Origin of the sequence: Chloroflexus aurantiacus J-10-fl (genome assembly GCF_000018865.1) — a bacterium.
GTDB lineage: Bacteria > Chloroflexota > Chloroflexia > Chloroflexales > Chloroflexaceae > Chloroflexus > Chloroflexus aurantiacus.
The window spans coordinates 1,719,008-1,732,342 of sequence record NC_010175.1 but is presented as its reverse complement, the minus strand read 5'-3'; the positions used below and the strand labels follow the sequence as shown (position 1 = coordinate 1,732,342).

Genomic DNA, 13,335 nt, shown 5'->3' with positions numbered 1-13,335 from the left:
CGCTCGTACTACCAGCCTGCCTATTCATCTTTGGCAGAGGAGAGTCCATCGAGCAAACCGGCGACCGTACTTCCGGTTTCCAGCCGGGTGGCAATTTCAATCAGCATACTGGCCAGCGCTTTGCGGTCAGTCTTCTGATTATCCAGGCGGTCAGCGATCCGCCGCAACTCAGCCCGTAGCGCATCTTCGGTACTGCGAATTTCGCGTCGTAGTGCCTGTGTACGCTGTTCGAGCAGATCGCGCGTCTCGGCCAGACCGGCCCGACCGGAGCGAATTTCAAGATCGTGGTGACTCTGCACGCGACGCAGTTCGCTTACGCCATCCCCCAGACCGGTAATTGCCGCTTCGTGCTGCCGGGCCTGGGCCACAACTTGTTGCAACAGCGACTCGCGAGCGCGCTGACGCTCGATTTCACGCCGCAACTCATCATTGAGCCGCCGGGTTTCAACTTCGAGGGCGTCAAAGCGACGCTGCACGCTCTTTTCCACCTCGCCTAACCGATCTTGCAATTGGCGCACATCTTCGGTGAGGTGTTCAAGCTGGCGACGAAGATCGCTAAACATGCGGGCATACTCTTCCATTTGCGGGCCAAAGATGATCTCCCGCAGCCGATCAACCTCAGCCTGACGTGGCTGGCGAACATTCGAGCCAAGAATGATCTGGCGCACTCGCTCAAGCTCTTCCGCTTCTTCTTGCGGAGTTCTGATCCCGTTTACTTCATCAGTCATACCGTCCCCCTTCGTTGCCGGATGCGACGCCCTAGCGCGTGGAATATGTCACTAACACCTTCACCGGTGCGAGCACTGGTGAATATCCAATCAGCCTGGAGCGCTGTTGCTACTGTCGCAATCTCTTCATCGGCAATGCGCCGCTGTGTGGTCAGATCGATCTTATTCGCCGCAATAACGAACGGGGTATGCGGACTGGCCGAGTGAAAAGCTGTCGCGTATTCGTGAAGTGCGGATAACGTTTCAGGTCGGGTTACATCACAGACGAGAATGGCACCTGCCGCACCGCGATAATAGTTCTGAACGACCTGATCAAACTTCTCGCCACCGGCTGTGTCCCAAATAATGAGGTTAATTTCGGTTTGATCGATATGCAGTGTATGCCGGTTGATCTTGACGCCAAGCGTACTCAAATAGCGCTCATCGAAGACACCTTCGACAAAGCGACGGATCAGGCTGGTTTTACCAACCGAGAATTCTCCCAGTAAACAGATTTTGGCAGTGAGTCGGTTCACAGTTTGTGATCAGTTAAAACAATTAGAAAACCATCTGAACGCCGATATGTAGTATAACACAGCTTATCATTCGCGGTGCAGAGATCATCAATTGCTGGATTTGTACGCAGACGTGGATGATCAGTGTGACGCCAGGTATAAGCAATGAATGGTTGTTATGTGTTATATAAAAGATGTTGATCCTATGCCAATGATATGTAAAAGGTAAAATCGTGTAAACTTGATCACAGCGTTCTGTCTGGCATGTCTTTGCATGCTTGATTGCAAATGCTGCATAGCGCAAAATTTACATGTAAATTGTTGTTTCAGATATTATAACACATGATTGTTTCTGTCAATTATCACATAGATAGCAGGTTACAGATTAATCATTCCAAAAACTAAAAATAATCCATCTTATTCTCCTACAACAGATCGTAAATGGATAATTGTTTCAATGTGTGGGGTTTGTGGAAAGAGATCGACTGGCTGCACGAATGTGATCTGATAACCGGCGGCCAGTAGTGGAGCGAGATCGCGCCCGATCAGGCCGGGATGACACGAAATGTAGACGATTTGGGGTGGTGCATGAGCGATAATCGCCTCGATGAGGGCCGGATGACACCCACGACGCGGCGGATCGAGAATGACGGCGTGAAAAGGTCCGCTGAGATGGGCAACAGTGTGCTCGGCAGCGCCGTTGATAAATTGCACATTTGTAATCTGGTTGTCAATGGCGCTCTGCCGACCATCCTCTACCGCCGGTTGATAGGCTTCAACGGCAATTACCTCATCGTAGCATCTGGCCAGTGGCAGGGCAAAGCTCCCCACCCCACTGTAGGCGTCGAGGAGACGACCGCCATGCGGGGCCAGTGCGTCACGAACGACTGCAACCATGCGCTCGGCCTGGGCATGATTGACCTGGAAGAAGCTGCCCAGACTCAACCGAAAGATCACGCCGGCAAGTTCGTCGTACACAAAGGGCGTTCCCACGAATGGTTCATCTTCCAGCGTGACTCCTGCCAGCACAGGGGTTGATGCCTTCCAGGCTGTGGCCAGCCGCCACAGCGCGTGTCGTTCGGCATCTGGCGTCGGCGAGAGGCGAGCAGCGGCATAGCCGTAGGTTGCACTGGCCCGCAGCGTAACCTCTTTGATTAAACCGGCAAAGGCTAACCGGCGCAAACTCCGCAGCGTATCCCGTAGTGCCGGTAAAAGTAGTGGATCATCTGCCAGATCAACGACGGTCTTCGTCCCGGCTGCGTGATAACCAAGAGTCGCTCCGTCTACATGCAGACGGGCACTATTGCGATAGCCCCAGGGATGCGGTGCCGCAATTACGGGCTGGATCGGTATGGTGATGTCGGGGAGAAACTTGCGTAGCTGGTCTGCGACGATGATCCCTTTGTAACGCACTTGAGCCGGATAGGCAATGTGTTGCCACGGTGCGTGATCACCAGGCTTGATCTGGGGTTCAACTCGCTCTGGAGCGGCGCGCAGAATGTCACACACAGTAGCCCGCAGAAACCGGGTGTGGCGCTCGGTGATGGTTGCTCTGACCCGCTCACCCGGTAGTGCTCCGGTGACAAACACGACCAGATCGCCATGCCTGCCTACGCCATCGCCACCCTGGGCAATACCTTCAATCTCAAGTTCGATAGTATCGTGCATATGTATCTCTACGAGTAATACCAACAGTTTGTGTTGTGCAGCGTGGGAACAATGATTGAACCATTTACTGTGCCGTAACTTTACAAATACTTCTCAATCATAGCAAATTCAGACCGATCACGCATCTGGTGTGGGAGTAGGAAGTAGGAAATAGGAAGTAGGAAGTAGGAAGTAGTGGGTGGGAAGCGAGAAATGCGGATGCAGAGGGGTGCATCAGGTGAATGTGTACCTTGGGTGAAGGCTTGCTGCACTGGTTGGGATGCACGACTGTGCGCCACTACTTCATACACTGATAGGTCCTGTCCTCGTGACGATATACCAACGCTTGCGCAACGATATACACTGTTCCGGTATTCACGCCCGTGTTGAAGTGCCACCAGGCACGTCACTGCCAGGTCTTTTTTGGCTTGTCAGTGGTGCAGGGGCGCTGGTACAATGCTGCGGTTGTGATAACGTGTCATATCAAATCTTGCTCGATACGATGTTTCACTGCCTAACACCGGATATGCGGTGAACTGTGATCTTCCGCCTGCGATGATCCGTGGGTGTCACCTGCATGATGCGGGTGGACGGGTAGGGGCGGGTTGCGTAGGGGCGAGTTCAGAACCCGCCCCTACAGAATCGCGTGCCCTGCATTGTATGTTTCAGATTTGATATCTCGCTTGATCTGGTACCAGGTGTAATATGGACGCACCATAGGCGCGTGCTCCCAGCGGGCAGATCAACTCTTACGCACAGCGACGCATCACCCAGGTGCGGCGTTTGGGTGACGTTGGATAGGGTGTCATGACTTCTATCTGTGGCACATCTCACCCTGTCAACAAATGCTCGGCGAAGATGATCCGACGAGTCCGGGTTTCGCAGCGTAGAATCAGTGAATTGGTTTCGGCCCGGTCGCCGGCCAGACGCACACCGCGCAGCAGAACACTATCGGTAATGCCGGTGGCGACGAAGAAAATCTGGTTACTGCTCACAATATCGTCACAGGTCAGGATACGTTTGGTGTCCAATCCGGCACGAGTAATCGCCTCGCGCTCGGCCTCGCTCTGCGGTGCCAGACGGGCCAGCATCGCGCCACCGAGTGATTTGACGGCACAGGCGGCCAGTACGCCTTCCGGTGCACCACCAATCCCCATCAGGATGTCAACGTTGGTACCGGCAATGGTGGCCAGGAGTGCGCCGTAAATGTCGCCGTCGTCGGCCAGCATCACCCGTGCCCCGGCAGCCCGTATCTCTTCGATCAGGTGGGCATGGCGTGGCCGATCAAGCACAAAGACCACCAGATCGCGCACCGAGCGACGGGTAGCGCGTGCCACCAGGGCCAGTGTCCAACCGGCAGGTGCATCGAGACACTCCGGTACCAGGTATGGCGCTACCTGTGGGCCAACGATAATCTTTTCCATATACGCTGCCGGGTGTGGTGCCCACAATGCCCCCCGATTGGTAACGGCTGCGAACGAGACCGCACCCGCTCTGCCCTGTGCGAGTTGCCGCCGTCCGTCAACCGGATCGACGACCAGGTCGGCTGGTGGCCCGTTGCCGGTACCAATCCGCATTCCCCCAGCCAACGCTGTTGTTGTCATTTCCCGTACCTCTTCACCCATCACCAAACGGCCATCCAGCTCCAGATTAGCCAGGGCTGCCGCCATCGCCGTTGCGGCTGCCTGATCGGCAGCCTCAATCTCCCCCCGCCCCATCAAACGGGCGGCGGCAATGGCAGCCGCTTCGGTGGCGCGCACCAGATCAAGGCCGGTATTCGGGCCGAGTTTCTGTGACAGTGGTACATCCATAGATGCTTCCTGCTCTGTTCAAAACTGCTCAACCGCTTCAAGTAGATTCGCCGCTTCCCAGGCCAGCATGCCCCCTTCGAGAATATGGGGTGGTGGGTTACGACCGGCCAGTAAGGCGGCTGCGCGCAGACTGCGCCGACCACTCCGACAGACCAACACGATGGGGCCAGGTGGTAACTGATCACGTTCGTGGAATAACCGTGAGAGCGGAAGGTTGCGCGCACCGGGAATGTGGCCGCGCTGAAATTCGCGCGGTTCGCGCACGTCAATGATCAGGGGTGGATGGTCGGTGTGGAGTAATTCCCACAATCGGCGCGCCGTCACATGGACAGGACGCTTCCCATCGAGTACAGGTATCTCGACCGGGCTGGGGAGCAGTTGTTTAGGTAGCTCCTGACACTCGCGAAAGACGCGCCGGTCACATTCATAAATGCAGACCGCCGGGTCGAGCACCCGGTAAAACAGATATTCGATAGCTTTGTCTTCGTCGAGGAAGCGTTCGGCGCCGAGTTGTTCATAAAACCCGCTGATCTGCATACGATACATCACACTGGCCCGTACCCGCACGAAGAAGAGATCACCACCGCGTACCCGCAAGACACGCCGGATGGTTTCCAGCGCACGGATTCCACTCACATCGCACTGGTTGACACTGTGCATGCGCAAGAGCATATAGCGCGCCTGCCGTTGTCGTTCGAGCAGGTTGAGCAATTGTTCTTCCACGTGATTTACAGCGCCGAAGTAGAGATCACCTTGCAGATCAACCACCAGCAACTGCGGGCACATTGGCCGTCCGTAGGCCGACTCCCAATGGCGAAATTCAGTATCGGGTACCACTGCTTCCACACGCGGCATAGCCGTGCGCAATAGGTAGTAGCCAAGCGACATGAGAACACCGATAAGAATGGCGAACTGGAGTGGTAGTGTCAGGGTAAGCGTGAGCGTTGTGATCATGATCACCGCTTCACCGCGCGATCCACGCCAGATGCGAGCCATTGCACGCTGATCAACCATGCTCCACGCAGTTACGGCCAGCGCACCGGCTAAAGCAGCCCGCGGTACCTCAGCCAGAAATGGCCCCAGCACCGTTGTAGCCAAAAATACTGTGATCCCGGAGACAATCGCGGTCAGTGCTGTCTGCCCACCCGATTGATACGCCAGCGCCGAACGGTTAAACGAGCCGGAGCAAGGCATACCGGAAAAGATACCAGAGACGATATTGGCCAGTCCTTGTCCGACAAATTCCTGGTTGCTGTCGATGCGTTGCCCGCTATAGCCGGCAATCGCCCTTGCAATTGCTACTGCCTCAACCAGACCAATAATCGCTAACGCTAATGCACCATTCGCAAGATGGCCGATCAAGTCCAGGTCGAAGATGGGGAGTTGGGCCAGTGGCGGTAATCCCGGTGGCACCGGTCCCATGACGCGCACCCCCTGAGCTTTGAGATCGAGGAACCAGACAATCGGTGATACGATAGTAATACTGAGTAATACCGCCGGCACTTTGCGGGTGAAGCGTGGTGCAAGGAGAATGATAATAATCGTTGCGAGGCCAATCGCTAGCGACGGCAAGTGAATAGCATCGAGATGGGTCGCCGTTTCGGTGATGGTTGTCAGGATACCGGCACCTGGCGGAAGATCAATCCGCAAGAGTGGGCCAATCTGATTCGAGAGAATGAGAATACCGGCTCCGGCAGTGAAGCCAACGGCCACCGCATCGGAGACAAAGTTAACCAGCATGCCCAGCCGTGCAATCCCCATCACGAGTCGGATGATACCGGCCATGACGGCAATCAGGCTGGCCGCAGTGACAAATTCGGAACTGCCGACAGTTATAATCGGCGCCAGCACCGATAAGGTGATGATAGCAGCGGTGTTGGTGGGGCCACTGTTGAGATGGCTCGATGATCCCCACAGCGCACCAACAATTGTAGCTGTCAACGCACTATACAGGCCAACAATTGGCGGCAGTCCGCCCAAAATCGCAAAGGCCAGCGATTGCGGTAACAAAACCAGCCCAACGGTTAAGCCAGCCAGAAAGTCAGCCCGCAATGTGTCAGGCGTGAAGGTACGTACCAACCGGATTGGTTGGGCGAACAAAATGGCAACTGTACGTAAATAGTCGAGCATAGAAGGCACGATTTCTGCAAATGGTACGTCCGGTAACTATCTCCACTCTGCACGGGTAATTTACTAACCGACTATAATGCAGGTATGACACCCCTATTGTAGCGCTGCTTTGTAATGAATAGATAAATAAAGAGGTCTCATTGGGTTCCAGATTTGCACAATCATCCCTAATTGATAGTAGCTCATCGCAATTGCGATGGTTAGCTGTCATTGATCGTATTCGCTGGCTCCTGGTAGGGATAATCGGTCTATGTTTATTCGCTATCCTGTATCAACGCGGTTACGATGATCCGTACATCACCTACCGCTACGCTCATAATCTGGCTCACGGATTGGGTTTTGTCTATAACCCTGACACACCAACCTTAAGCACAACCGCACCGTTGTTTGGCCTGATCCTCACCCCGATTGCCATGCTGGGCTGGTCGTTACCACTGGCTGCAAATTTGCTTGGCTGTTTAAGCCATGCTGCCGGCGCACTGGCCCTCTGGCAATTGGGGCGGCAGTGGGGTGATACTATCACCGGTGGTAGTGCGGCACTTTTGTATCTCCTCTTTCCACTGCCGCTTTCTACCCTGGGGAGTGAAACATTACCGGCAATGGCCCTAACTCTATGGGTGTTTGTCTTTGCTGCACGCGGGCGGCAAGTGCTGACCGGTCTCTTGCTGGGGGTACTGGTCTGGTTGCGCCCGGACGGTATTTTGGTTGGGCCATTAGCCCTGCTGCTCCTGATGACAATCGATAACAACTGGCGCAACCCGCGGCGTTGGCCGTGGTCGGCAGCGCTAATCTGGATCGGAATCGTGCTCGCCGGTATGGGACTGGCGTGGATTGTGTACGGCAGACCGTTACCGGTTACGCTTTACGCCAAACAACAACAGGCACTGATTCCCGGTTTCTACGATTTTGGTGATCGATTGTGGGTAACGTTGACGGCTCATCTTGCGCAACCACTGTATCGGATGATCCTCTACCTATCTGTATTGGGTCTGATCGTAAGTATTCGTTCCTGGCGCTGGTTGTTTCTGCCCGGCTGGGCCGCGCTCTATGGTCTGGCGTATACGTGGTTGCACGTCGCCGGGTATTTCTGGTACGTTGCTCCTCTCGTGATCGGTCTTGCCCCTCTCTTCGGGCTTGGTGTACGTTTTTGTAGTGATTGGTTGCGGCGAGTTGGCGGTATGCGCTTCATGGTGATCGGCGTTGTTGTATTGGTAGGTGGCACAACGCTCTGGCTGGGTAGTTCTGTCTATCGATTGGGTCAACAGATCGATCAGCGACTAACCGTCTATCGTGCCGCCGGTGAGTGGCTGGCAGCCAATACCTCGCCAACTGACAGTGTGGCGACGCTGGAGATTGGTATTATCGGCTATTATGCCCAACGACCAATGGTCGATTTTGCCGGCCTCTTGCAGCCCGATATTGCGGCCCGGTTGGGACCGGGTGGGTTTGGCGAGGCTGCTCTGTATGCTATCGATCAGTACCGGCCCGCGTATCTGGTGTTGCAAGAGCAGGCGCTCCCATTACTGTCCGGTCGGCCTGATCTTGCGGAGCGCTGTCCGGTCGTCGCCGAGATACCCGATCCGCGCTACCCGGCTCCTCTGACCATCCACGCCTGTCGCTGGGATGAGTAAGGGAGCAGGTAGTATTCGGGCGGAGGGTGAGGATTGCTACATATGAGGTAATGCCGTTTGCAACCCGCTTGAGCACCGGGTTCGGGATGGTTTTCATGCGTCAGAAGCCGTTCAGCAGACACCGTTGGCGAGATGCTCTGTTTGAGTGAGAGAGGAATACCAGCAATGAAACAATGGCTGATCATCAGCGCACTCCTGGCGTTACTGGTATCAACCGCACCCGCAGTAGCCCAAACGGCTGCGCCGGTCTGCTTTCCCGATATTCCGCTCATCGACGATTGTCTCCATCCCTCGTTCGCCGCCTACTGGCGTGATAACGGTGGTTTACCAGTCTTCGGCTATCCAATCAGCGCGCTGGAACAGTTTCGGGGTGATGAAGGGCGGCTGTTAACAGTGCAGTGGACAGAACGAAACCGGTTGGAACTGCATCCCGCTAATCCACCGGCCTATCGCATCCAGATCGGGCGGATGGGGGCAGAGGCATTGGCGCGCAGTGGTCGTGATCCGTTTGCCGATCCGCCCGATAACGGGCCTCAGCCTGGATGCCTCTGGTTTCCCGAAACCGGTCATAATGTCTGCGATCAGGAGCCTGGTATCGGGTTTCGTTCGTACTGGCAGAACAACGGTTTACGCATTCCCGGCCTGAGCCGCTACGCACAGTCGCTGGCGCTGTTCGGGTATCCGTTGACTGCACCGCAGATGGAGCGCAATGCGAACGGTGATCTGGTGCTGACGCAGTGGTTTGAGCGGGCACGGTTCGAGTGGCATCCGCAAAATCCAGCCCGCTCAAGAGTGTTGCTGGGTCTGCTCGGTCGTGAGCTGTACACATCGCCGCAACCATTGCCCGATCTGCGGAGTGGCCGGTCGGGTTTTGGCGTCGAGATCAACCGTGGGTTTGTCGCCGCTACTGCTCAGCGCCTGGCCGAGCTGGGAGCAGATTGGGTGCGCTACAACGGTATTCTATGGTCGGAGGTTGAACCAACGCCGGGTGCGCGCAACTGGGCAGCGCTCCGCCAGGTCGAAGCCGAATTGCAGGCAATTAATGCTGCCGGCGCCAGACCGATGGTGATTATACGCGGGGCACCGGACTGGGCACAGGCGCAACCGAACAGCATTTGTGGCCCGATCCGCACCGAGGCCCTCCCGGCATTTGCCGCGTTTCTCAGCGATCTGGTTGCCCGTTACAGCCAACCGCCGTACAACGTCACGTTTTGGGAATTGGGTAATGAGCCGGATGCACCATTCCAACTCGTTGGCGGTTCATCACCCTTTGGCTGTTGGGGTGATGAAAACGATGCTGACAGTTATGGTGGAGCTGCATATGCGGCAATGCTGAAAGTGGCATATCCGGCGATAAAGGCTGCCGACCCCCAGGCGCAGGTGATTTTGGGTGGATTACTGCTCGATTGTCCACCTGATCGCCCCCGCGCCGATGGTCAACCCTGCCGGGCCGGCCGTTTCTTCGAGGGAGTGTTGCGTGCCGGGGGCGGTGACTACTTCGATATTGTGGCGTATCACGCCTACGGTTACTTTGGTGCAGGGCGTGATCCTGATCGCGAACGTCCAAACTGGCAGGAGTTAGGTGGAGCCACTCTGGGCCGGCTGGCTTATCTGCGCACAACTCTGGCTCAATACGGATACGCCAAACCGATCATGATGAACGAAGGGGCATTCTTGTGTTACCGCAGCTCACCTACCTGCCGGCCTAACGGATTTGAAGCTGCCAAAGCTGATGCAGTCGTTCGTCTCTACGCTCGCATCATAGCTGCCGATGTCTTGATGGCTCACTGGTATACACTCAACGGCCCTGGCTGGCAAGAGAGCGGTTTGCTTGATAAGGATCAGCAACCATTACCGGCCTTCCGTGCCTTTCAGTTCTTGCGCCAGCGCCTTGGCGAAGCACGCTACCTGCGATCTGTAGAGACCTCTGGCCTGGAGGGCTACTACTTCCGCACCGCCGATGGTGAGGTTCTGGTAGTCTGGAGTGTTGATGGCACCGAGCGAACATGGACTGTACCGGCAGGAACACGCGCTATCTATGATCCGACAGGTACGGCCCTGCCGATTACCTCAACGCTGACCCTCACGCTCTCACCGCGTATTGTGGTGGTGGGATCATAAGTCGATGAAGCTAAAAGAGGGGTGATGTATATCTCACCCCCTTTTGGCTACGGTTAGCCTGGAGATAATATCAAATCTGAAAAACAATCTCTGGCACGTGACTCAAGACGTGCCCTTTCACCGGTTCCTCATTCGCTGCATCCCTTGTATAGCAATGTGAACGGGCACGTGCCCCGTTCGTAGGGGCAGGTTCTGAACCCGCCCCTACGAACCCATCCGTATCATGAAATCGTTGCAGAGGAGACGGATTGTCACCGTTCACTGCGTGTTCGGTGGCATCAGCTGTGATGCGTGCTATCACTCAAGATTTGATATGACGCATCACTCAAACCGCGCAGTGCTGCAAGATGGCGACAACTCACCGAATTAACCATAATTCTTCTTGCGGTTGACCAATCCACTCACAACCGTCCGCCGTCACCAGAATCTCTTCTTCAAGCGATATATAGCCGAAGCGCGTTCGTACACCCAGTTCCAGCGTCAAAACCATCCCGGCTTCGATGGTACCATACGGCCTGTCACCGTAGCGCTCCCAGCGTGGGTAGAAGCCAACACCACCGTCATGCACTGATCGACCAACCTGATGACCGAGCGCATGGGGATATTCAGGATAACCGGCAGCGGTAATGGTCTGGCGCGCAATCGCATCGATCTCCCAACCGACCACGCCGGAACGTACCGCAGCGGCAGCCGCACGGATCGCGGTCTTCACGGCATTGAACGCATGCTGCGCTTCTGCTGGCGGCTCGTGTTCATCCGGGCGCAGGCAGTACCAGACACGCTGATGATCAGAGCAGTAGTCGTTTAGTTTGACGCCAAAATCCATGTGAAATACTTCCCCGGGTCGGACAATTTCAGCCGAGGGACCGACGTGCCCCCATGGCGAGTTGGGGCCAGCGTTGAGGCCAGGGCAATGGGCGGGGTCCCAGGCCGTGGTGGCGCCGGCAGCCTGAGTTTGCGCGTGAGCAAAGGCTGCAACGTCGTATTCGCTGACACCGGGACGCAGAAAATCACCAACTGCGGCAAAAATGCGCATACTGAGGTCAGCCGCAGCGCGCAAGCGATCTACTTCCTGGGGCGTTTTGCGGCTGCGCAATGCGGCAACAAACTGCTCGGCTGACACGAGCCGTTCCCGGTAGGGTGTATCGGCCAGATAATCACACAGATTGAGGTACATCCCATACGTTAGTCCATCAGCACTGACATCACTCCGACTGATGTTAATCCCAATTCGCTGTGGATTATATGTGGATAACAGACGTACCAGTTCAGGGCCGATACTTTGGGTGTAGGTACGTACTTCATCAAATAAACCGGTATGGCGTACCGCTTCATCATCACCCAATCCGGTTAGCGCCAGTGCCCGACCCTGACGGGTAATCACAATTGCGGTTGGCCAGGTGAGGGAAAAATGACCGAGAAGTTTCAGGGCGGGATCGGTATGTTCGGCAGTCTCACGGACAAAGATCAGCCAGAGATCAAGGTCATACGCAGCCAGCAGCTCTTGTGCCTGATGTAACTTTTCGTGATAGAGGTCCGTCATACAGCGCTCCATTTCTTACACTGGATCAGCGACACCAGTGTTATACCAAATCTTGCTCAACAATGTGCATTGTCCAGGCGCAACCCTCTTGCTAAAGCGTTACCAGGGTATGCCATCGGCGAGGCGCTGGTGGGTCATTGGCGGCGTGGCAGGAGGGCATGGCATGCCGTGCCCCTCCTGGCTGGCCTCTAGCCGTGCATCGTTCAGGTGCAGCGTCGGGGTAACCGGTGGTTGGTGTGTCATGCTCTCTATCCTACCAGATTTGATAGTATCTCATTCGCTCCTACAGAGAACAAACCACCAGGCGCCTCTTCAGATGTAAGTAGAACTTATTTCAGAAAACATCTACTCGAAGCTATCTCAACTCAACGGCGCGACACGCGCATAACGAGCGGGTAAGACAAACGATCCGGCGGGGGATTTGCACCATAGATGGTCGCCAGCGCTACTCGCTTCCATACCAGCGTGCCGTGAGCGGGATAGGCTGTCATTGGCAATTGGCAAATGTTCATGCGCCTGGGCGACCGTATGGAAACACAACGGCACAACTTTATAGGAAATAAGTTCTAGTAATGCTTCCACATCCATGTCGAGAGCACGCTACCGAATGATTCACCCTATGCCCTTAGTACCGCTTGTGTCCATCACATGAAGTGCGTCAGCCATGCTTCCGCATTCACAGTATGTCATGCCAGGCATCTGGCACACACTAACCCAGCGGTCACGCTCGATAGCGTATGGTTACTGCCGTGATCTGGTAGCAACTTGAAGACTGCGATCTTCGACGCCGCGATGTTCTTGCTCGATAGCGTATGGTTACTGCCGTGATCTGGTAGCAACTCCGATTGAGGAGGCAATGGGGTGCCCGGCAGGCTCATATCTCTTGATTCAGACATCACTCTGGCTACCGGTGCCCACGTTGCCGGATAACCGGCGCTTACCGCCACAGATTGTTCCAGAGGTCCTGCAACGTACTCTGCACACCGGCGATTGTCTGGCGAATGGGATCAGGGGAGAGGCGGGCATCGAGACGGGTCCGGGCATCTTCAATCACCTCGGTCAGCATCCGATGGGACTCTTCGGCATGCAGCCGGGTGAGTAATTCAGCGTATGCATCGAGCAATTGCTCCCGGTCGGCTTTGGGCGTCTCTTCCAGCAGGTTTGCCAGAATCCGCCGGGTCTTCGTGTAGAAATCCTCGATTGCCATAGCATTGTTCCTTTGGTGTTGTG

Annotated in this window: 10 protein-coding genes; 2 read left to right on the top strand and 8 right to left on the bottom strand. The window is 55.6% G+C overall.

All coding sequences use genetic code 11. The features are described from left to right. Nucleotides 1-20: 20 nt before the first annotated feature. From CAUR_RS06490 to CAUR_RS06470, 5 genes are all read right to left on the bottom strand, one after another. Complete coding sequence (locus CAUR_RS06490; RefSeq protein WP_012257122.1) at nucleotides 21-728, bottom strand: coiled-coil domain-containing protein; 708 nt, start codon at nucleotides 726-728, stop codon at nucleotides 21-23. Next, nucleotides 725-1,243, bottom strand: a complete 519-nt coding sequence (locus CAUR_RS06485) for a Rab family GTPase (protein ID WP_012257121.1) — start codon at nucleotides 1,241-1,243, stop codon at nucleotides 725-727. Before CAUR_RS06485 ends, CAUR_RS06490 begins: the two co-directional genes overlap by 4 nt. Before the next feature lie 396 nt (nucleotides 1,244-1,639). Continuing rightward, nucleotides 1,640-2,890 carry a class I SAM-dependent RNA methyltransferase gene (locus CAUR_RS06480; protein ID WP_012257120.1) on the bottom strand — a complete coding sequence of 417 codons (1,251 nt, stop codon included), beginning with the start codon at nucleotides 2,888-2,890 and terminating at the stop codon, nucleotides 1,640-1,642. A gap of 809 nt (nucleotides 2,891-3,699) precedes the next feature. After that, complete coding sequence (locus CAUR_RS06475; protein WP_012257119.1) at nucleotides 3,700-4,680, bottom strand: fructose-bisphosphatase class II family protein; 981 nt, start codon at nucleotides 4,678-4,680, stop codon at nucleotides 3,700-3,702. Between the two features lie 18 nt (nucleotides 4,681-4,698). Next, complete coding sequence (locus CAUR_RS06470) at nucleotides 4,699-6,810, bottom strand: SulP family inorganic anion transporter (protein WP_012257118.1); 2,112 nt, start codon at nucleotides 6,808-6,810, stop codon at nucleotides 4,699-4,701. Nucleotides 6,811-7,001: 191 nt separating this feature from the next. Here CAUR_RS06470 and CAUR_RS06465 point away from each other — a divergent pair, with 191 nt between their 5' ends. Then, nucleotides 7,002-8,441: a hypothetical protein gene (locus CAUR_RS06465; RefSeq protein WP_242605089.1), complete on the top strand. Its 1,440-nt coding sequence runs from the start codon at nucleotides 7,002-7,004 to the stop codon at nucleotides 8,439-8,441. 165 nt (nucleotides 8,442-8,606) lie between these two features. After that, nucleotides 8,607-10,562: a hypothetical protein gene (locus CAUR_RS06460; protein WP_012257116.1), complete on the top strand. Its 1,956-nt coding sequence runs from the start codon at nucleotides 8,607-8,609 to the stop codon at nucleotides 10,560-10,562. A gap of 358 nt (nucleotides 10,563-10,920) precedes the next feature. Here the strand turns inward: CAUR_RS06460 and CAUR_RS06455 are convergent, their stop codons facing one another. The 3 genes from CAUR_RS06455 to CAUR_RS06445 form a co-directional block, all read right to left on the bottom strand. Next, a complete protein-coding gene (locus CAUR_RS06455) occupies nucleotides 10,921-12,105 on the bottom strand; it encodes a M24 family metallopeptidase (protein ID WP_012257115.1) in 1,185 nt (394 codons plus the stop codon). A gap of 99 nt (nucleotides 12,106-12,204) precedes the next feature. Then, entirely contained in the window at nucleotides 12,205-12,348 is a 144-nt protein-coding gene (locus tag CAUR_RS06450) for a hypothetical protein (RefSeq protein WP_012660637.1), read from the bottom strand. 694 nt (nucleotides 12,349-13,042) lie between these two features. Then, nucleotides 13,043-13,312, bottom strand: coding sequence for a hypothetical protein (locus CAUR_RS06445; RefSeq protein ID WP_012257114.1), 270 nt, complete (start codon nucleotides 13,310-13,312; stop codon nucleotides 13,043-13,045). Nucleotides 13,313-13,335: the final 23 nt, after the last annotated feature.

What these genes read in the sequence shown, in the direction of transcription:
- CAUR_RS06490 (WP_012257122.1), bottom strand. Translation starts at nt 728, where the DNA reads ATGACTGATGAAGTAAACGGGATCAGAACTCCGCAAGAAGAAGCGGAA.
- CAUR_RS06480 (WP_012257120.1), bottom strand. Translation starts at nt 2,890, where the DNA reads ATGCACGATACTATCGAACTTGAGATTGAAGGTATTGCCCAGGGTGGC.
- CAUR_RS06475 (WP_012257119.1), bottom strand. Translation starts at nt 4,680, where the DNA reads ATGGATGTACCACTGTCACAGAAACTCGGCCCGAATACCGGCCTTGAT.
- CAUR_RS06470 (WP_012257118.1), bottom strand. Translation starts at nt 6,810, where the DNA reads ATGCTCGACTATTTACGTACAGTTGCCATTTTGTTCGCCCAACCAATC.
- CAUR_RS06460 (WP_012257116.1), top strand. Translation starts at nt 8,607, where the DNA reads ATGAAACAATGGCTGATCATCAGCGCACTCCTGGCGTTACTGGTATCA.
- CAUR_RS06455 (WP_012257115.1), bottom strand. Translation starts at nt 12,105, where the DNA reads ATGACGGACCTCTATCACGAAAAGTTACATCAGGCACAAGAGCTGCTG.
- CAUR_RS06450 (WP_012660637.1), bottom strand. Translation starts at nt 12,348, where the DNA reads ATGACACACCAACCACCGGTTACCCCGACGCTGCACCTGAACGATGCA.
- CAUR_RS06445 (WP_012257114.1), bottom strand. Translation starts at nt 13,312, where the DNA reads ATGGCAATCGAGGATTTCTACACGAAGACCCGGCGGATTCTGGCAAAC.